At 68.3% G+C, this 19,939-nt stretch carries 15 protein-coding genes; 2 read left to right on the top strand and 13 right to left on the bottom strand.

Going from position 1 to position 19,939, the window contains the following annotated elements; genetic code table 11:
• Together RS83_RS09835 and RS83_RS09830 are read right to left on the bottom strand one after the other, a co-directional pair.
• Window positions 1-924: a carbohydrate ABC transporter permease gene (locus RS83_RS09835; protein WP_045279314.1), complete on the bottom strand. Its 924-nt coding sequence runs from the start codon at window positions 922-924 to the stop codon at window positions 1-3.
• 79 nt (window positions 925-1,003) lie between these two features.
• A complete protein-coding gene (locus tag RS83_RS09830) occupies window positions 1,004-2,302 on the bottom strand; it encodes an ABC transporter substrate-binding protein (RefSeq protein ID WP_045279313.1) in 1,299 nt (432 codons plus the stop codon).
• A 235-nt stretch (window positions 2,303-2,537) separates the two neighbouring features.
• Here RS83_RS09830 and RS83_RS09825 point away from each other — a divergent pair, with 235 nt between their 5' ends.
• Window positions 2,538-3,344, top strand: a complete 807-nt coding sequence (locus tag RS83_RS09825; protein ID WP_045279312.1) for a DeoR/GlpR family DNA-binding transcription regulator — start codon at window positions 2,538-2,540, stop codon at window positions 3,342-3,344.
• 166 nt (window positions 3,345-3,510) lie between these two features.
• On the opposite strand, the gene RS83_RS09820 is transcribed toward RS83_RS09825, so the two are convergent.
• From RS83_RS09820 to RS83_RS09810, 3 genes are all read right to left on the bottom strand, one after another.
• Complete coding sequence (locus RS83_RS09820; RefSeq protein ID WP_045279311.1) at window positions 3,511-8,136, bottom strand: ExeM/NucH family extracellular endonuclease; 4,626 nt, start codon at window positions 8,134-8,136, stop codon at window positions 3,511-3,513.
• 196 nt (window positions 8,137-8,332) lie between these two features.
• Window positions 8,333-9,088, bottom strand: coding sequence for an SURF1 family protein (locus RS83_RS09815; protein WP_197072107.1), 756 nt, complete (start codon window positions 9,086-9,088; stop codon window positions 8,333-8,335).
• Between the two features lie 59 nt (window positions 9,089-9,147).
• Window positions 9,148-10,263 (bottom strand): GuaB3 family IMP dehydrogenase-related protein, encoded by a 1,116-nt coding sequence (locus RS83_RS09810; RefSeq protein ID WP_045279309.1) that lies wholly within the window; start codon window positions 10,261-10,263, stop codon window positions 9,148-9,150.
• 73 nt (window positions 10,264-10,336) lie between these two features.
• Here RS83_RS09810 and RS83_RS09805 point away from each other — a divergent pair, with 73 nt between their 5' ends.
• Entirely contained in the window at window positions 10,337-11,425 is a 1,089-nt protein-coding gene (locus tag RS83_RS09805) for an FAD-dependent oxidoreductase (protein ID WP_045279308.1), read from the top strand.
• Between the two features lie 66 nt (window positions 11,426-11,491).
• Here RS83_RS09805 and RS83_RS09800 read toward each other — a convergent pair whose 3' ends face one another.
• The 8 genes from RS83_RS09800 to RS83_RS09770 all read right to left on the bottom strand — a co-directional run bounded on the left by RS83_RS09800 (window position 11,492) and on the right by RS83_RS09770 (window position 19,763).
• Window positions 11,492-13,180 carry an ABC-F family ATP-binding cassette domain-containing protein gene (locus RS83_RS09800; RefSeq protein ID WP_045279307.1) on the bottom strand — a complete coding sequence of 563 codons (1,689 nt, stop codon included), beginning with the start codon at window positions 13,178-13,180 and terminating at the stop codon, window positions 11,492-11,494.
• Window positions 13,181-13,259: 79 nt separating this feature from the next.
• A complete protein-coding gene (locus RS83_RS09795) occupies window positions 13,260-15,053 on the bottom strand; it encodes an ATP-binding protein (RefSeq protein WP_045279306.1) in 1,794 nt (597 codons plus the stop codon).
• Entirely contained in the window at window positions 15,050-15,394 is a 345-nt protein-coding gene (locus RS83_RS09790; protein WP_045279305.1) for a response regulator transcription factor, read from the bottom strand. The genes RS83_RS09795 and RS83_RS09790 overlap by 4 nt, the downstream gene beginning before the upstream one ends.
• Complete coding sequence (locus tag RS83_RS18980) at window positions 15,391-15,537, bottom strand: hypothetical protein (RefSeq protein WP_197072100.1); 147 nt, start codon at window positions 15,535-15,537, stop codon at window positions 15,391-15,393. Before RS83_RS18980 ends, RS83_RS09790 begins: the two co-directional genes overlap by 4 nt.
• On the bottom strand, window positions 15,534-17,021 hold the full coding sequence (locus RS83_RS09785) for a glycosyltransferase family 2 protein (protein ID WP_045279304.1): 1,488 nt from the start codon (window positions 17,019-17,021) through the stop codon (window positions 15,534-15,536). Before RS83_RS09785 ends, RS83_RS18980 begins: the two co-directional genes overlap by 4 nt.
• Complete coding sequence (locus tag RS83_RS09780) at window positions 17,021-17,734, bottom strand: PHP domain-containing protein (RefSeq protein WP_045279303.1); 714 nt, start codon at window positions 17,732-17,734, stop codon at window positions 17,021-17,023. The genes RS83_RS09785 and RS83_RS09780 overlap by 1 nt, the downstream gene beginning before the upstream one ends.
• Window positions 17,731-18,720 (bottom strand): ATP-grasp domain-containing protein, encoded by a 990-nt coding sequence (locus RS83_RS09775; protein WP_045279302.1) that lies wholly within the window; start codon window positions 18,718-18,720, stop codon window positions 17,731-17,733. Before RS83_RS09775 ends, RS83_RS09780 begins: the two co-directional genes overlap by 4 nt.
• A complete protein-coding gene (locus tag RS83_RS09770) occupies window positions 18,720-19,763 on the bottom strand; it encodes a response regulator (RefSeq protein ID WP_045279301.1) in 1,044 nt (347 codons plus the stop codon). Before RS83_RS09770 ends, RS83_RS09775 begins: the two co-directional genes overlap by 1 nt.
• Window positions 19,764-19,939 lie beyond the last annotated feature (176 nt).

Raw genomic sequence — 19,939 nt, 5'->3', positions numbered from 1 at the left:
TCAGTCCCTCGCTTTCTGGTGACGGACGTAGAACACGGCGAGCACCATCGACATGAGCAGCACCAGGACGGCGGAGGTCGCCGCGAGCGAGAAGTCGTACTTGGCGAAGGCCAGCTTGTAGGTGAAGGTGCTGAGCACCTCGGTGACATCGATCGGGCCGCCGCCGGTGGTCATCCAGATCAGCGCGAACTGCTGCGAGGTCCAGATCAGGTCGAGCAGGACGAGGCTGATGATGATCGGCCGCAGCTGCGGGATGGTCACGTTCCAGAAGCGCTGGATCGCCCCCGCACCGTCGACGGTCGCCGCCTCGTTGAGCTCGTTCGGGATGCCCTGGAGGCCGGCGAGCAGGCTGACCATGAAGAACGGGTAGCCCGCCCAGATGTTGATGAAGATGATGGTTCCGAGCGCGAGCTGCGGTGAGGCGAGCCACTCGATGTCGGTGTTGAGCAGGAAGTTGATGACGCCGTTCGGAGCGAGCAGCATGCGCCACAGCACCGCGATCACGGCGACCGTGAAGAGCCACGGGAGCACGTACAGTGCCCGGAAGACGGAGCGGGCGAAGCCGCCCAGCAGGGGGCTGTTCAGCATCATCGCGAAGCCGAGGCCGAGCACGAGGTGCGCGACGACGCTGGCGACGGTGAACATGATCGTGTTGCCGGTGGCCTTCCAGAACCCGGGGTCCGAGAGGATCTCCACGTAGTTCTGGATGCCGACGAACTCCGGCGACTTGTTCAGGATCACGTTGTCCTGGAACGAGTACCCGATCACCATGATGATCGGGACGATCATCAGCACGAACAGCAGGATGATCGTCGGCGAGAGGAAGGCGTAGGACTCCGTGGTCTTGCGCAGCTGCCGACGGCGGCGGGACAGCGAGACCCCGGTGACGATCACCTCGGTGTCGTCGTGGGTTCTGAGGCTCATGGGAACCGGTGCTCCTTGGTTGGTCGGGTGCCGCACCGCATCGGCGATGCGGCACCCAGTTCAGGCGAGAGGCGGGAGATCAGAACTCCGCTTCCCAGGCCTCCTGCGCCTTCTTCAGCGCGTCGTCGATCGACTGCTGTCCGTCGAAGGCCGCTTGCAGCTGCTCACCGAGCTGGCGCATGAGCTCCTCGGCGACGGGCAGTCCGGTGAACTCGTTCGCCGGGTACCCCGCCTGGTAGATCTCGAACGCCTTCTTGAACAGCTCGTCATCGTTCACGAAGTCGGGCACGGACTTGGAGTTGCCGGGGAACGCCTTCGCCATGGTCGACAGCTCGGAGTTGGTGTCCTCGCTCATCAGGAACTCGACGAGCTTGAACGCGGCTTCCTTGTGCTCGGAGTTCTCGGCGACGCCGATGCCCCACGATGCGTACGGGATGCCTCGTTCGCCGTCGTATCCGTCCTCGGCGGGGAGCGCCGAGATGGAGAACTTCAGGTCGGGGTTCGTCTCGCGGATCAGGTTGATGTGCGCGAGCGAGTCGATCATCATGCCGACACGGCCGTTCGTGAACTCCTCGACCTTGTCCTGCTCCTTCATGGTGAAGGAACCGGAGGCGATCGAGCCGTCATCCCAGAGGCCGCCGATGAAGTCGACCGCCGAGGTGACGTCGTCGTTCGTCAGGTCGGGCTTGCCGTCCTTCAGCATCGAGCCGCCGGAGGCCCAGACCCACGACATCACGTCGTTCTGCACACCGTTCGGTGCTTCGAGCGACAGCGGGAGCACCCAGCCGGACGCGTCGCCGCCGAGGGCGGAGACCTTCGCCGCAGCATCAGCGAACTCGGTGCGGGTGGTCGGCGGCGCGGTGACGCCGGCCTCAGCCAACAGGGTGTCGTTCGTGAACATCGGGTACACGAAGTTCACGACCGGGATCATGTAGGTGCTGCCGTCGACCTGGATCTGGCTCGCCAGCTCGCTGTCGTCGTACTTGTACTCCTTCATGAGCGCGCTCAGGTCGGAGATGACGCCCTGCGAGGCGAAGTCGTTCACCCAGGCGCCGTCGAGACCGACGACGTCTGGCATGGTGCCGGATGCCGCGCCCGCGAAGAGCTGCTCCTTGGTCGATGCGTAGGGCCCGCTCACGAGATCGACCGTGATGCCGGGGTTCGCCTCTTCGAACTTGTCGATCAATGCGCGGAATTCGCCGTCCGGGAGTTCGGGCTCCCACCACTGCGCGAATTCGATCGTCACGTCGCCATCGCTGCCGCCGCTGTCGCCGGAGGTGCTGGGGGTGCAACCCGCCACCACCAGCATCGAAACGGCCGCGGTCGCGGCGCCGACGATCTTCAGGGTCCGCCGCTGCCCTCGTCCCACTGTGGTCATCACACTTTCTCCTCTTCGAGATGGTGCCGCATGACGCGCTTCGATGCTTGTTCATGCGGTTTTGAGCAATGTTATGCCGACATCTGCGGAAACGTCAAGCCTTGGCACGAAACATGCTGCAGTCATCTCGCCGGGGATTCCGCGAGACGACGGGGAAAATCACCATCGAACCCGTGATGCTGTTTTCTGCGCATGTATGCGGCGTTGTTCGCGTTCATGTGCTAGAGATGTCTGCATGGAAGCTTCTGGAACGGCACAACGACGTCGCCTCCCGGCAGGAAGAAAGGCCGACCTGGCCTCCTACGTCGAGCAGAGCGGTCAGGTCACCGTCAGTGATCTCGCCGAGCATTTCAACGTCTCGATCGACACCATCCGCCGCGACCTCGACCAGCTCGACCGCGAGGGCGTGCTGGTCCGCACCCACGGCGGCGCGGTCAGCACTGCGAGCGGACCGCTGAAAGATCGCGCACTCGATGTGCGCATGCGGGTGCAGACAGAGGAGAAGGAGCGCATCGCCCGCCTCGCGGCCGACCTCGTGCAGAACGGCTCGGTCGTCATGCTGAACGCCGGCACCACGACGCTCGCGGTCGCGCGTGCGCTGCGCAACCATCACGACCTGACGATCGCCACGAACAACCTGCGCATCCCGGCCGAGATCGCGCCGTCGGCCTTCCGCGACCTCTACCTCTTCGGCGGCGCGGTGCGCTCGATCACCCAGGCCACGACGGGGCCCGTGACGTTCACGATGACGCCCGGCGGCCCCGAGGTCGACATCCGCTGCGATCTGGCCCTGATCGGTGTCGGCGCCGTCGACGAGGCGGGATACTCCGCGTCGAACCTCGGCGATGCAGCGATGATGTCCGAGATGATGCAGCGCGCCGAGCGCACCGCCATCCTCGCCGACTCCTCGAAGCTCGACCGACGCTTCTTCGCGCAGATCGCTCACCTCGGCCAAGCCGACTACCTGATCACGGATGCACCACCGCCCCCACACATCGCGGTGGCGCTCGCTCAGGCCGAGGTGCAGGTGCTCACCCCCTGAGCATCCTCCCCCTGAGCATCCTCCTCCTCGAGCACCCGCCTCTTCGAGCACCCCGCCCAGAGCATCCCCGCCGACCCGGCCCCCTGAATGCGACCCGGCCCCCTGAGTGCATCACTCAGGGGGCCGGGTCGCAGCGAAGGGGGTGGTTCGCCCCGTCAGGGTCGGATCAGAACCATCCGCTGATCAGGCTCCAGAGCCAGTCGAGGATCGCACCGACGATGCCGCCGGCGCGGTTGACGGTGACCGTGGCGGTCGCCGCGTCTCCATCAGCCTGCGCCGCCGCCACGGTGTACTTGCCGGACGGAGCGCTCTTCGGCACGGTGACCGAGGTGCTGAACGTGCCGTCTGCCGCGACCTTGACGGTGCCGACCTGGACCGGGTTGCCCTTCTTCGGACGCAGCTCGATGCTCACGGTCTCGCCGGGCACGTAGCCCGCACCGGTGACGGTGAGCTTCTTCCCCGCGGTGACCTTCGAGGATCCGAGGTCGATCGTCCCGGCGAAGGCTGCCTCGCCGGTGATCGTGAACGGCACCTGTACGGTCGTCCCGGTCCCGGCGACGGCCACGGCGAGCACCTGCTCGCCGAACACGCCGGACGGAACGGTGAACGTCAGGCTGGCACGTCCCGCCTCATCGGTCGTGTCGACGATGGTCGGGTCGACCGCGCCGCTCGCGAGCTGCGTGCCGCCAAGCGAAAGCGTCACCTCACCCGGTGCCGGCTCCCCCGCGCTGAACGCGAGCGAGGAGAGCGAGACGGTGACCTGGTCGCCGGCGGTGTAGCCGTCGGCATCCGCTGCGCTGACCGAGACGCCGACCGCACGCTGCGCCTGATCGGGCGTCGCCGTCTTGTTGGCGTCGAACCAGTCGACCATCGACTGCAGGTCGATCTTGCCGGTGTCGCGCTTGCCGGTGCCCTCCTTGAAGGTGAAGAAGTTGTCTCCACCCGCTGCGAGGAACGAGTTGGCTGCGACCGTGTAGCTCGCCGCCGGATCGATCGGCGTGCCGTTCAACGTGATCGAGGTGACCCGCGAACCCTGCGCCGCGGCGGGGTCGTAGGTGTAGACCAGACCCTCCGAGACGCCGAGCTTCAGGAACGGTCGAGCCGAACCGGCCGGCTGCCACTGCTCCTCCAACACACCCTTCAGCTGCGCACCCGTGAGGGAGAGCGTGACGAGGGTGTTGGCGAACGGCTGCACCGTCGCCGCCTCGCGGTACGTGACGTTGCCGTCCGGATCCGAGGCGTTGGACGAGGCATAGGTCAGGTTGGCGCGGATGCCGCCCGGGTTCATCAGTGCGATGTCGGCATCCGTCGACCACTTCTGCACGTCGGCGACGAAGTTGCCGATCGTCGACTCGCCACCGCGGTTCTCCGAGCCGTTCGTCTGGCGAGCGCGGTTGAAGTCGGCGGTGATGTCGCCCACCTTGATCGCACCGAGCACGTCGGCCTCGGCCTTCGCCTTCGCGACGATGTCGGCGACCTCTGGCACGGCTGGGTACTGGGCGACGCCGCCGACGACGAGTGGCTTGATCTGGTTGGTGATCGAGAGCAGCTCCTTCGTCTTCGGGTCGACCTGGAGGTTCATCAGCCCCAGGTTCTCGCCGTACTGACCCGCCGAGACGACCGGTCGTCCGTCGATCACGTGGTTGTACGCCAGGTGCGTGTGCGCCGAGACGATCGCGTCGACGTCCTGGTCGACGCCGTAGACGATCTCGCCCAGCGGCGACTCGGGCGTGATGCTCGAGAGCGCAGTGCTGGACGCACCCTCGTGCACGAGCAGGATGATCACGTCGGCCTCGCCGTTGGAGGCGTCGCCATCACGCAGATCGTCGGCCACCGCGTTCACGGAGTCGACGATGCTGCGGACCTCGAGGTCTGCGATGCCTTCCGGCGACACGAGCGAGTCGAGGTCTTCCGTGACGGCTCCGATGAAGCCGACCTTCACACCGTCGAGCTCCTTGACCCAGGCAGGTGCGAGCGCAGGCTCGCCGGTCTCGGTCAGGAACACGTTCGACGAGATGTACTCCCAGTCTGCTCGGTCCTGCACGCGGTCGCGCAGATCCTCCCAGCCCTGGTCGAACTCGTGGTTGCCGGCGGCGCTCACATCGAGACCGGCCGCGTTCAACGCGTCGATCGTCGGGTTGTCGTCGTTGATGAACGACGTGAACGTCGATGCACCGATCAGGTCACCGGCTCCGGCGAAGATCGTGTTGGGGTTCGCCTCGCGGAACTGCTTGACGGCGCCGGCGACGACCGCGGCTCCGGCGGCAGCACCATCGGCTTCGATGCGTCCGTGGAAGTCGTTGATCGTCACGACGTCGATGCTCACCGGCGGGATCTCCGAGGAGACGCCGACGATGATCGGGTCGTGGTCGCTGGACCGGTACGGCGTTCCTGCCTCGGTGGCACCGAACGCGTAGCCGCGGTCGCTCCACTCCGGCGAGTTGATCGTCCAGACGCCGGCGCCCGTGATCGAGGCGCTCAGCGAGGGCGAGGCGATCACGTGGTCCAGCGAGCCGAGCTCGCCGTCGAACGAGTAGGTGTACTGCCCGTCGGTCTTGTCGGCGACCAGGTCGCTCCAGCCCTTCGAGGTGAAGACGTCGATCGGGTCTTCCTTGCCGTACGCGTTGAAGTCGCCGATCAGCAGCATGTCGCTGCTGCCGGTGGTGTCTTCGAGCGTCTGGGTGAAGGCCAGGATCGCGTTCGCCTGTCCGACGCGGTCGGCGTTGAAGAAGCCCTGGCCGTCGGCCGGCTCCGCACCTGCGCCGGTGGGCGGCGACTTGGACTTCAGGTGGTTCGCGACCACCGTGACCACGCGGCCGTCGATGTCGAACGCCTGCGCGATCGGCTCGCGGGCGTTGCCCCAGACGGTCTCGTCGGTGACCGTCGCGCTGTCGCCGACGGTCGTGACGGCATCCTTCTTGTAGATGATCGCGTTCGTGATGAAGTCGGTCGTCGCGGCGTTGTTCAGCGCGTCAGGCGTCGGCACGTAGTCCCACACCTCACTGCCGGCGTCCTCGTTCAGACCGGCGACCAGATCCTTGAGCGCCGTGTCGATCGGCTTGCCCAGCTTGACCGAGTTCTCGATCTCCATGAGCGAGACGATCTCGGCGTCGAGTCCGTTGATGGCCGCGACGATCTTCGACTTCTGGATCGCGAACTGGGCGGCGTTCGCCGCTCCGCGCGCGTCGGCGTTCTCGGACTTCAGCGTCGTGAAGTAGTTGTAGACGTTGAACGACGCGACCTGCACATCGCCGCCGACCTCAGGCGGCGTCGTGGTGCGCGCGTGCGTCGCTTCGAACCCGGCCTTGAGCGAGGCGGGCGATGCGTCGTCGATCGGTACGGTCGGCTGCAGACGCCAGTCGTCGAAGCCCCACTGCAGCACGTAGCCCGTGTCGCTGAAGTCGACGGTGTCGCCGTTGCGCACGACCGTGTCGGCCGTGAAGTACGGCTGCTCGCCGGGGTGCGTGCTGTTGCCGACCTGCACCGACCACCCGTCGTCGAGCAGGATGCGGTTCGCGCGGTTCACCGCTGCGATGGCCGCAGCCTCAGCGCCGGGACGCGTGGTCTCGGTGCTCTTGACGTTCAGCTCGCCCGCGTTCAGCCACAGCGTTCCGAAGTTGTAGAGCTGGTGGCTCGAGGCGAGGCGGTACGACCCGGTGGGCGCGACGAGCATGTTCTCGTACTGCTCACGGTCGGCGCCGCGCACGGTGTCCGGCAGCGGAGTGGCCTCCGGCACGCCTGCGCCGGGGGTGACGACCGTGATGCCGGAGAGCGCCGTCGGGTTCACCTGGGTCTGGCCGAAGTACTCGCTCACGGAACCCGTCACCGACACGAGGTCGCCGATCGCGAGGGTCGGTGCCAGTGCGTTCAGGAAGACGAAGACGCCGTCGGATGCTCCGGGGGTCGCGTCGTTCGCGCCGCCGGATCCCTGGGTCTGGATCGAGATGCCCTTGTAGCCGCCCGTGCGGTAGTCGCCGGTCACGACGCCCTCGACGGTGACCGTCTGGCCGTTCAGCGGCGAGACGTCTGTGGTGCCCTGCACCTCGGCGATCGACACCTTCTCGGGATCCGTCCCCGGATCGGTGCCGGGGTCCGTTCCGGGGTCGGTGCCGCCGGAGTTCTGCGGGGTGATCGTCGCGGAGAGCGAGAAGTCGGCACTGTTGTCGTCGGTGTCGGCGCCGTTCGTGCGGTTCAGCGACTTCACGTCCGTGTTGCCGGTCGGCGGGGTCGCTGCCGCGGTCTCGAAGGTGTTCGAGGTGCCGTAGCCGAGCAGGTCGACGACACCGTCGACGCCAGCGACCGAACCGGGGGTCAGCGCGACAGGTGCCGTGCCCTTGACGAGCGCGAGCGTGCCGTTGGTGCCGCTCGGGGTCAGGGTGCTGACCGCATCGGGAGTGGGCAGCGCTGCACCGTTGGTCCCGTTGCTGTTGCCCTGCACCAGGTAGTGCCCGCCTGCGGGGATCACACCGGTCAGCGGTGCGACGCCGTTGAAGTTCGCGGTGCCGGTCGCCGAGCGGTACTGCAGCGACATGCCGTCGAGGGTGACCGGCGCGGAGGTCGGGTTGTACAGTTCGACGAACTTGTTCGTGAACGCGGCGCCGGCGCTGCCTCCGGAGAGGTACGCCTCGTTGATCACCACCCCCGTTCCGGTGGTGTCGGCGAAGGCTGGAACGGCGGTCAGCGAGCCGAAGCTCAGTGCGGCGACGCAGGTCACGGCGAGAGCGCCGATGCGCCCCCTGGTTCTGCGCGAGACGGGAACCTGGGGGTTCTCGTCGAGTGGGGCGGACATCATCGGGGCTGTCTCCTCGCTACGGGCTGCGACATCTCTGGGGGATCAGTCACTGCGCACATGGGGATCTCCCAGCGTGCGCATATGTTGCGAGCATACGGAGCGTCTCCGACATCCTCAATGGAGTTTGCCGATTCGTCACCGATTGCTCATCGGGCGAGCGCACGCGAGATCCACCGCAGATCAGCGGCGGAAAACGTCAGACGGATGCCGCCGCGGCATCCTCGAATTCCTCGACTTCACGCTCCCACGCGTCCTTCGCCAAGCGATACCAGAGGTAGAACGCGAAGCCGGCGAAGATAGCCCATTCGACCGCGTAGAACACGTTCAGCCAGTTGACCGGCGAGATCTCGTCCGGTGCGGGGGAATCGATGTCGACCAGCCCTGCGGACGCCGTCGTCGAGGCGAGGTACGGGCGGTAGACGTCGAGCTCCTCGGTGTCATGCCAGCGACTCAGCAGCGTCGCAGGAGACATCCGGTCCATCCGATCGGGCTCGGTGCGCGGCGGCACCGACGGTCCCTCGTCGGAGATGATGCGGCCGGTGACCGCGACCGTGCTGCCGTCGGCATCCGCTTCGAGTTCGGCGGCTGCGGCATCCGCGCTCGCACGGTCGGGAGCCCAGCCGACCGCGACCGCGATCGAGGTGCGCTCGGCGACGCGGAGCTGTCCGGTGACCCAGTACCCCTCGACGCCGCCGTTGAAGCGGTTCGAGACCACGAGGAAATCGCCGGGGATCCAGACGCCCTCGGTCTCGACGCGCTGTCCGACCAGCGGTTCTGGGAGATAGACCCCCGGTTCGAGGGTCTCGTCGAGGGCCTGCACCTGCTCGGTCACACCGGCAGGAGGCGGATCGGTGTCGATCGCGCGCTCGAGCTGCCACTGGCCGAGCCACGCGAACACACCGGCGACGACCAGGCACAGCAGCAGCACCCCGATCCATCGACCGCGGAGCATGACCTCACGAAGCGTCGGCGGGAACTGCAGCGGTGCTGTCACGGTCGTGCGCGAGCCTCTCAGGCCTCGTAGGGTGCCAGGACGACCTCGACCCGCTGGAACTCCTTGAGGTCGGAGTACCCGGTGGTCGCCATCGACTTGCGCAGTGCGCCGATCAGGTTGGCGGTGCCGTCCGCGACGAGTGCCGGGCCGTAGAGGATCTCCTCGAGCGTGCCGATGCCGCCGACACTGACGCGACGGCCGCGGGGCAGCTTCGCGTGGTGCGCCTCTGGGCCCCAGTGGAATCCCTGGCCGGGAGCATCGGTCGCCCGTGCCAGCGCGACACCGAGCATGACGGCGTCGGCGCCCATCGCGAGCGCCTTGACGATGTCGCCGGAGGTGCCGACGCCTCCGTCTGCGATGACGTGCACGTAGCGCCCGCCGGACTCGTCGAGGTAGTCGCGACGAGCGGCTGCGACGTCGGAGACCGCCGTCGCCATCGGCGCGTGGATGCCGAGCGTCGCCCTCGTGGTCGAGGCTGCTCCCCCGCCGAAGCCGACGAGCACGCCGGCGGCGCCGGTGCGCATCAGATGCAGTGCCGCGGTGTAGGTCGCAGCACCGCCGACGATGACGGGAACATCGAGGTCGTAGATGAATTTCTTGAGGTTGAGGGGCTCGGCCACGCTCGAGACGTGCTCGGCCGAAACCGTGGTGCCGCGGATCACGAACAGGTCGACGCCGGCGGCGGCGACGGTGTCGTAGTACTCCTGCGTGCGCTGCGGTGTGAGGGAACCGGCGACCGTGACACCGGCGTCGCGGATCTCCGCGATGCGTGCGGTGATCAGCTCCGGCTTGATCGGCTCGGAGTACAGCTCCTGCATCCGTGCCGTCGCCCGGCTCTCGTCGAGGCCCGCGATCTCCGCAAGAAGCGGCGCAGGGTCTTCGTAGCGGGTCCAGAGTCCCTCGAGGTCGAGGACGCCGAGACCGCCGAGCTTGCCCAGCATGATCGCGGTCTGCGGGCTCACGACGGAGTCCATCGGCGCGCCGAGCACCGGGATGTCGAAGCCGAAGGCATCGATCGTCCACGCGGTGGACACGTCCTCCGGGTTGCGCGTGCGCCGGGAGGGCACCACCGCGATGTCGTCGAACGTGTACGCGCGGCGTGCGCGCTTGCCTCGGCCGAGCTCGATCTCCATGGTCACCCCTCCAGCCTACCGGGGCCGTGAGCAGGCGATGACTGGGAGACTGGAACCGACTCCAGGAGGACCAATGAAGAGCGAGACCGTGGACATCGCGATCGTCGGCGGCGGCGTGATGGGGCTGGCGACGGCATGGGAGCTGACCAGGCGAGGGCGGCGGCCGGTGGTGCTCGAGCGATTCGCCCGCGGCCATCATGAGGGCGCCTCGCACGGCGCCACCCGCAACTTCAACAACGCGTACGTCGAGGACCACTACCTCGACCTCCTGGCACGAGCGCGCGACGGCTGGGACGCCCTCGGCACGGTCGGCGGCGAGCCGCTGCTGCGACTGCACGGGCTCGTCACGCACGGCGACCTCGACGTCAACGCGGTGCGCGACGGACTCACCGCACGCGGCATCGACGCCGAACTGCTCTCGGCCGCCGAGAGCGCACGTCGCTGGCAGGGCATGCGCTTCGAGCGCGACGTGCTGTGGTCAGCTGACGCCGGAGTCGTGCGCGCAGCAGATGCACTGCGCGAGCTCGAGCGGCGCATCGTCGCCGGTGGCGGGGAGGTGCGCTGGAACACCCCGGTCGCGCACATCGGCGAGGATCCGGCCGGCGGCGTGCTCGAACTCGCGGACGGCACGCGGCTGCATGCCGAGACCACCGTCGTCACCGCAGGCGCCTGGACGAGCAGGATGCTGTCGCGCCTCGGTCTGCCGCGCCTCACGGTCACCGAGGAGGCACCCGCCCACTTCGCGCAGACGACGGATGCCGCGTGGCCGTCGTTCAACCACGTCGTCGGGCCGCCCGAGTACCCGGCGACGGTGTACGGCATGCCGACGCCGGGCGAAGGGGTCAAGGTCGGCTTCCACAGCGTCGGCGACGAGATCGATCCGGACGCCAGGCCGCACGTGCCCACGCATCAGGACGCCCTGCGCGAATACGTGCGGGAGTGGATGCCGGGGCTCGACCCCGACAGCGCGGTGCCGATCAGCTGCACCTACACCTCGACCGACGACGGCACCTTCGTGCTCGACCGCCGCGGTCGCACCGTCGTCGGCGCCGGGTTCTCCGGGCACGGCTTCAAGTTCGCGACCGGGATCGGTGCCGTGCTCGCAGACCTCGCGGTCGACCCGGCAGCTCGCGCGGCCGAGCCGTTCCGCCTGCCCCGCTGAGGGGTCACAACCCGCCGCGCCCGCCACGCGGCGAACGGCGCGCCGTGACCCCTCACGCGATCGACGTCAGCGCGCGCGAGCCACGCGGCGTTCGTCCCAGATCGGCTCGCCCGATTCGTAGACGTCGCCGTCGGAGCCGAACACCAGGAAGCGGTCGAAGGACCGGGCGAACCAGCGATCGTGCGTGACCGCGAGCACCGTGCCCTCGAAGCGCGCGAGGGCCTGTTCGAGCGCCTCGGCCGATTCCAGGTCGAGGTTGTCCGTCGGCTCGTCGAGCAGCAGCAGCGTCGCCCCCGACAGCTCGAGCAGCAGCACCTGGAAGCGGGCCTGCTGGCCTCCTGACAGCGACTCGAACGTCTGCTGCGCCTGACGGACCAGCCCGTACCGGTCGAGCGCCGAGCTCGCGGCATCCCGCGGCATCCCGCTGCGCCGATCGTCGCCCCGGTGCAGGATCTCGAGGAGCGTCCGACCGACGAACTCCGGATGCGCATGCGTCTGCGCGAACAGCCCTGGAACGACACGGGCCCCGAGCACCGCGCGCCCGGTGTGCGCGACGGCGCCGACCTGCTCCCCCGCCGCCGTCAGGTGACCGAGCGTCGGATCCGGGTCGCTGCCACCGCGTGCGAGCAGCCGGAGGAAGTGCGATTTGCCCGACCCGTTCGAGCCGAGCACCGCGACACGATCGCCGTACCAGACCTCGGCGTCGAATGGCCGCATGAGCCCGGTCAGCTCGAGACCGGTCGCCACCACGGCGCGCTTGCCGGTGCGTGAGCCGCGCAACCGCATGTCGAACTCCTGCGACGGCGGGCGCTCCTCCGGCGGCCCAGCCTCCTCGAACTTCCGCAGCCGCGTCTGGGCGGCCTGGTAGCGCGAGGCGAAGCCGTCGTTCGCCGAGGCCTTCACCTTGAGGTTCGCGACGAGGATGCGCAGCTTCTCATGCTGCTCGTCCCACCGCCGCCGCAGCTCGTCCAGGCGGTCCATCCGATCGCTGCGAGCCTGGTGGTAGGTGGCGAAACCGCCGCCGTGCACCCAGGCGGTCGATCCGGCGCCGCCTGGCTCGAGACTGATCAGCCGGTCGGCGGCGCGGGCGAGCAGCTCGCGGTCGTGCGACACGAGCAGCACCGTCTTCGCCGACTCGCGCAGCTGCGCCTCGAGCCAGCGCTTCGCCGGAACGTCGAGGTAGTTGTCCGGCTCGTCGAGCAGCAGCACCTGGTCGGGTCCGCGGAGCAGCGCTTCGAGCGCCAGCCGTTTCTGCTCGCCGCCGGACAGCGTGGTGAGCTCGCGGTAGCGCGCCCGCTCGAACGGCAGGCCGAGCGCCGAGACCGTGCACTGGTCCCAGACCGTCTCGTGCTCGTAGCCACCGGCATCCGCATACTCCGAGATCGCGGAGGCGTAGGCCATCTGCGTCTCGTGCTCGTCCCGCTCGATCAGCGCGTTCTCGGCTGCCTCGAGCGCCTCCGCCGCGGCTCGGATACGACGAGGCGCGACGCGGACCAGGAGCTCGTGCACGGTCTCACCGGGCTCGCCGTGACCGACGAACTGGTCCATGACGCCGAGGCCGCCGTCGATCGTCACGACGCCGTCGTCCACGGCCTGGTCGCCGCGGATGATCCGCAGCAGGGTCGTCTTGCCCGCCCCGTTCGGGCCGATCAGCGCGCTGGTCGACCCCTGACCGACGCGGAACGTCACGTCGTCGAGCAGCGGTCTGCCGTCGGGCAGCGTCAGCGAGACGCCGGAGACATCGATGTAGCCCACAGTGCGAGGCCGTCCTTCCGCCCGCGACTGGCGAGCCGACCAGGCTATCAGTCGCGAGCGGTGTCCGGCACGTCGCGGCTCACTTCGTCAGGCTGAGCGTGTTCAGCACCTCGGTGCGCGGTGCCGAGGGCAGCGTGAACCGGAACTCCGTCCCGACGCCCACCTCGCTCGACATGCCCATCGTCCCGCCGTGCGCGATCACGATCGCCCGCGTGATCGTGAGCCCGAGCCCGACGCCGGGGACGGCATTCTGCGTCGCGGTCGATGCACGGAAGAACCGGGTGAACAGCATCCCCTGCTCGTCGGCCGGGATGCCGACGCCGGTGTCCCGCACCGAGAGCTCGACCCCGCTGTCGACCAGGCGGATGCGGGCCACGACGCTGCCGCCGGGTGGCGTGAACTTGATCGCATTGGACAGCAGGTTGTCGACGGCCTGCCCGATGCGACCGGCGTCGATGAGCAGCCGCAGCGGGCCATCCGGCACATCCGCCGTGAGCGTGATCCCCTCGCGCACCGCGTGCGGCCCGGCCGAGGTGACGGCGGAGCGAACGATCTCGGCGATGTCGCCGTCCGCGCGGTCGAGCGGGAACCGCCCCGATTCGACCTGTGCGGTGAACAGCAGGTCGCCCACGAGATTGAGCAGACGCTGCGCGTTGCGCTCGATGATGCCGACGAACTCCTGCTGATCCTCGGTCAGGGGCTGACCGGGGTCGTTCTTGAGCAGGTCGAGGAAGCCGATGATCGCGCTCAGCGGCGTCCGCAGCTCGTGCGAGATCATGCCGACGAACTCGTCCTTCATGCGGGCGACCTCGACGGCCCTGCTCTCGTCCGTGACGACGAGCAGATATCCCTGCTGCGTGCCCTCACCGTCCTTGTACGGGTTCACCGTCACGCGAGCCGGAACCGCGGTCCCGGCTGCCGTCACGACGGCGACATCGCTCTCGACGCTCTGCTCATCGTCCGCACCGGCGAACAGCGCCCGCAGCCCAGCAGGGAGGTCGCTCGCCTCGTCGTCTCGCTGACCGACCGTGCAGTCGCTCGCCAGTTCGGTCAGCGACGATGCCGAGAAGAACCGATCGACACGGACGTGCTCAGTCGCTTCTGCGTAGGTCAGGCCGAGCAGGCGTTCCGCACCCGGGTTCCACGCCGTGATCCACCCGCTGTGATCGGTCGCGATCACAGCCTGCGCCGTGATCGACGACCAGAGTCCCTCGTACGACTCGACGAGGGCTCGGTACTGGTTCTCCTTCTCGCGCAGTTGCACGATCATCGCGACGTTGTCGGAGAGCGCCTCCGTCCGCGCCGCGACGAGTCGCTCTGCCTGCTCCGCTCGCACGCGCTGCTGCCGCGAGAGCTCGTTGACCACGGCAGCCATCGCTGAGAACACGAGCGGTCCGACCACGCCTCGCAGCCATTCGACCGGGGTGTCCGGCGGGCTCGCGAAGTACGGCATCAGCAGTGCGACCGATGTGAGCCCGCCGACGGCGAAGACATAGCGGATGCCGGGAGCCGCCGCGATCCAGACGACCGGGAGCAGGACGAGCGAGCCGAAGATCGATGTCGCTCCGCCGGTCCCTGCGCGGAACAGCCCGAGCCCGAGGATGTCGATCATCGGGATGATGAGCACGATCCAGCCGTCGTACACCCGCAGCATGCTGAGCGCCGCCGCCTGCACGGTCGCACCGAGCACGAGGGCCAGGCCGGCGAGCGCAGAGAACCCGTTGGTGAAGGGCAGTTCGGGGTTGAGCCAGGCCACGAGCGCCGCGGTGACGATCGCGATCGTGGTGGGGGCCTGCTTCAGCAGCGGACTCGGGTTGTCGAACAGGCGGTACCAGCCGTGCTCGGCGCGGTCGAGCGGTGTGGCGGCGTTCATCGCTGCACGCGTCCGAGGATCTCGTGCATGTCCGCGCCGATGATGGGCTTGGGAAGCGCGGCGTCGGCCGGCGGATACTCTGCGGCATCGAGCACGGAGCTGATCACCAGGAAGCAGTCGGGGAAGCGCTCGCGGACGAGGCGCGCGCACTCCTGTCCTGAGATGCCCGGCAGCAGGAGGTCGAGCACGGCCACCGCAGGATCGATGCCGGGGAACGCAGCGATCGCGGTCTCGGCATCCGGTGCCACGAACACGTCGAATCCCTCCCGATCGAGGTAGCGACGCAGGAGTGCCGTCTGATCGGCGCTGTCCTCGACCACGAGAGCGAGCGGACGGGTCACCGCAGGAACAGCTCTCGCACGATCACGATCACCACGACGACCCCTGCTGCGACGAGCGCCTGCGTGACGAGGAGCCGTTCGCGGCGCAGGTCGGCGGCGATCTCCTCGACCTCGGGATCCTCCTGCGAAGGTGTCTCGGTCATGAGTCGACCCGTCCGATCTTCTCGGTCTTGATCCATGAGGCGTCGGCGCGACGCCACTCCTTGATGTACGAATCGACGGTGATCGCGCACAACAGCGAACCGTACCCGCAGATGTAGAGCAGCAGTCCGGCGAAGAACCGTCCGCCGGGCAGCGGCTCCACGGCCCGCGCGAGCCAGATGCCGAGCATCGAGATCGGGCCCCAGAGGTAGAAGATCACGGCCCAGGTGAAGCGGGACTCATCGGTGAGCCCCAGACCGAGCTGGGTGAGACCGGCTTCGAAGAGCCACGGGAACAGCGCGATGGCCATCAGGATCAGCGCCCCGAGCCCGGGGAACATGAGCGCCTCGCGCCACGATTGGCGTCCGATCCGCCCGTCCAGCTGCACGGCGTACAGCATCGAGAACAGGTAGACGCAGGCTGCCGAGATCCACATGAATCGGAAGACGAACTCCGCGATGTCGCTGTGCAGCACGAGGAGGGTCAGCATCGCAGCGGCGGCGAGCAGCATGAACGCCGGCAGCAGCAGGATCGTGAACCAGGCGAGTCCGAACGCGAAGCTGCCGAGGTTGTGGGTGCGGCTCGGGCGGAACCAGAGCTTGCGGTAGATCGAGGTGAGCTGCACGTTGCCGCGAGCCCAGCGAAGGCGCTGCTTCCACAGACTGTCGATCGTGCGCGGCTCCTCGGCCATCACGACCGCGTGCGGCTCGAACACCATGCGGCGGCCCTTGAGCTGCCCTTCGAAGGTGGTCATGGTGTCCTCGGCGAGGGTGCCGGTGGGGATGCGCCCGCCGATCGCTTCGAGGTTCGCCCGCGAGTGCAGCTGCGCGCCGCCGGCGAGGCAGGCGATCGCACCTGCCACGTTCTGCGCGCGGCGCGCGGAGAGCTGTCCGATCACGTATTCGATCGCGATGAAGCGGGTCAGGTAGTTGCGGTCCCTGCTGCCCTCGGCGATGTATGCCGTGACCGCGCCGACCTTCTCGTCGGCGAGATGCCTGCTGAGCTTGCGCAGCGAGTCGCGCGCGAAGATCACATCGGCGTCCATGATGAGCACGGCTTCGGTCCACTCGTCTGCGAGCACGATGTCGAGACCGTGGTTGAGGGTGTGCGCCTTGCCCTGCCCACCGACCTCGCGCCGGAGGTGGTGCACGCGACCGGGATAGGCCGCCATCTTCGCTGCGAGGAGTTCAGGGGTGTCGTCGGTCGAGGCGTCGTCGACGACGAAGATGCGCAGCCGCTCGGCGGGATACTCGAGCTGCAGCAGTCGCTCGATCGCCGGTCCGATCACCATGCCCTCGTTCCACGAGGGGATCAGGACGGCGACGTTCGGATGATACGGCGCGGCCTTCCCGTAGTGGTTGCGGAAGGCGTGCAGCGGCAACGACAGGAACTGCAGTCCGGTGTTGATCACCGGGAGCGTGCCGACGAAGACGCAGATCAGGAGGAAGACGACGAAGGTCGTCTGCAGCCAGGTGAGGTCCGTCATCACGCTGCTCCCGCGTCGGCGAGCAGCCCCGCGACCCGGTCGTAGCGGCCCACATCGGACGCGACGTGGCTGTCGGTGGAGGCGACGAGCTCGGCGCCGGCTGCCAGGAGCGCGTGGAGCGTGCGCGGTTCGGGGCACGCCCACTTCTCGTTGACCTCGACGAGGGTGTCGGATGCCGCGGTGGCTCGCGCCCAGGCGTCGACCCGCTCAGCGCCGAGCTCGCCCTCGGAGAGGCCGATCTTCGGGAGGATCGAGAAGCAGTGCGCCAGCTGGTTGCCCGGATGACGCTGCATCGAGGCGATCAGCGCATCGACGAGCTGGTCCAGGACGTCGTCCTTCGCCCAGCCGGCAGCGATACGCTCGCGCACCGCGGTCGGCCCGAGCGGTCCGTCGACACCGGGGAACTGGTGGTCGGCGATCAGGATGCGGTCGATACCTGCCGGCAGCACCGGGATGTCGAGGTCACCCGCCGCCGTGAGGATCTTCGCCTCGACGCCCGTGAGCACGGTGAGTCCATCGGGGATCTCGAGTTCGCGCACCGCGGTCAGGTATTCGGGCACCCACGTGGTGCTCTGTCGAACGTGGTCGACCAGTCGCAGCGTGGTGAGGCCGATGGACGATGCTGCTGCGACGTTCTCAGCGAGGGTCGAGACGGCGTCGTCGGAGAAGGTCGAGTGGACGTGGTGATCGCCGTGGAGGATCGCCGGACTCACGACTCCTCCTGATGCCCCGCATGCTCGGAGACCAGGATGTCCTCGACCTCGACGATCACGTCTTCCAGGAAGCGCACCGAGGCGACTTCGCGGAACGGGATCTTGGCGGGAAGCTCGTGCCCGAGGAACAGGTCGACCACCAGCGATGGGATGTCGACGCCCGCCGCGATGGTCAGCGGGAGCGCTCCGGGGAAGCGAGGGTTGATCTCGAGCAGCACGGCACGGCCGGAGCGGTCGCGGCGCAGCTGCACGTTGGCGACGCCGACCAGACCGATCGCCTGTGCGAGGGATGCCGCGGTGCGCTCGAGCTCTGGGTCGCGCACCGTCCGTCCGGCGATCGCGACACCGGAGTCCACGCGGGCACGTGTGCGCGGCACCGCCGCGACGACGTTGCCCTGCGCGTCGGCGATCACGTCGACCGAGTACTCCTCGCCGGGCAGGAAGTCCTGCACGATGAGGCCCTCATCCGTGGGCAGCGACACGAGAGCAGCGCGATCAGGCACGAGCCTGATGCCGCGACTGCCCGCGCCCTGACGCGGCTTCGCGAAGACCGGGAACTCCCAGTCCACTGCCTCGGCGTCGGGCCCAGCGAGCACCGTGCGCGGCGCATAGCCGGTCGGCTCGCAACGTTCTGCCAGCGTGAGCTTGTCGAGCGCGGCGTGGAGCGTCTCCGCGGACGGCGCCGCGAGGACCGCCGGAGCGAGCTCGTCGCGGCGACTCGCGAGCGCGACGAGCTCGACGTCGACCGTCGAGATCACGAGATCGAGCGAATCCTCCTGCACGAGCCGAGCGAGCGCCGGCACAAAGTCCTCGTCGCGTCCGGGCGGCACGAGGCGACGCTGGTCGGCTGGCACCAGGTAGATGCCGCTCGCCCAGCCGTCCATGTCCGCTGCGAACACCGTCAGGTCGGAGCGTCGGAGCAGCGATCGGATCACGGCGACGCCGGCCGGTCCCCCGGCTCCGGTCACCAGTACGCGCTTGGTCATCAGCTCTCCCGCCTCGTCAATTCATGTGCACCGACGAACTCGGCCGTCTCACGCACCACTTCCAGCGGCTCGACCGCGAGTCCACCGCCGAAACGCGACCAGTAGCGCGCCGTCGCGCTCACGAAATCAGGTTCGAGGTAGTCGCGGCTCGCGGTCTGCGACTGGAAGCACGCCAGCAGCCGTTGCTTCTGCTCGAGGTACTGGTCGATGCGCACGAAGCGGGTGGGTCGGAAGTCGATCGTCGACGATGGGCTCTGGTAGCAGGCGACCGTGCCGACCCGTCGGGTGGCGACGATCGTCGCCTCGCTCACCGCGCGATGGTCCTGGTGCCGGTCGTTCTGCGAGTGCGTGTAGACGATGGTCGGCTGGATCTCGCGCACGACCTCCTCGATCAGGCGCACGGTGCCGCCGCCACCCGAGATCTCGGTGTCGACGAGGTCCTTCAGGAACAGGCGGGCGCCGAGGATCTCGGCCGATGCGAGCGACTCGTTCTGGCGGCTCTCGGCGTCTCCGCCGCGGGCGCCGCGCGACAGCGTGAGGATCGTCAGCTCGTCGCCGGCCTGGGCGTGCGCTGCGAGCAGTCCGCCGACGCCGATCTCGACGTCGTCGGGGTGCGCGCCGATCGCGAGCACGACGTTCTTCGGTCGGTTGGACTCGCGACGCCGACGGCCTTCCTCGACGAGACGGGTGACCGTCTCGACCAGTCGGACGTTGTCGAGGGGTTTCGTGAGGAACTCGTCGGCCTGCGCGCGGAGCGCCGAGACCGCGTAGTCGACCGAGACGTGCGCGGTCATGACGACGACCGGCACCCCAGGGATGATCCGTCGCAGCTCCTCGAGCAGCTCGAGTCCGCTGATGCCCGGCATCTCGATGTCGGTGACCACGACATCGGGCCGGACCGTGGCGACGAGGTCGATCGCGGCTCGACCGTCGGCAGCGAGGTCGACGACGCAGCCCGCGCGCCTCTCGAGCACGGTCTTCACGAGCAGGGCGACGTCCGGGTCGTCATCGACGACGAGAACGCGAGGCGCATCCTCAAGCATGTGTACAGCTCTCCTTGGGGAAATTCCCTGCCGCGTGGATAGCCGGCGTCGATCTCGCGGTGCCCTTCAACACCAGGAGCTCGGAGGGAAAGTCGAGCGGGGTTTTTTCTAAATACTGGCACACCGCCGGATGCTTCGACGGCGCGCAGCACCGCGCGCCATCCGCGCCCGGGGTG

The sequence above is a fragment of the Microbacterium oxydans genome (assembly GCF_000956525.1).
GTDB lineage: Bacteria > Actinomycetota > Actinomycetes > Actinomycetales > Microbacteriaceae > Microbacterium > Microbacterium oxydans_A.
The sequence above is the reverse complement of the archived record's forward strand: the minus strand, read 5'-3'. Positions and strand labels throughout refer to the sequence as shown.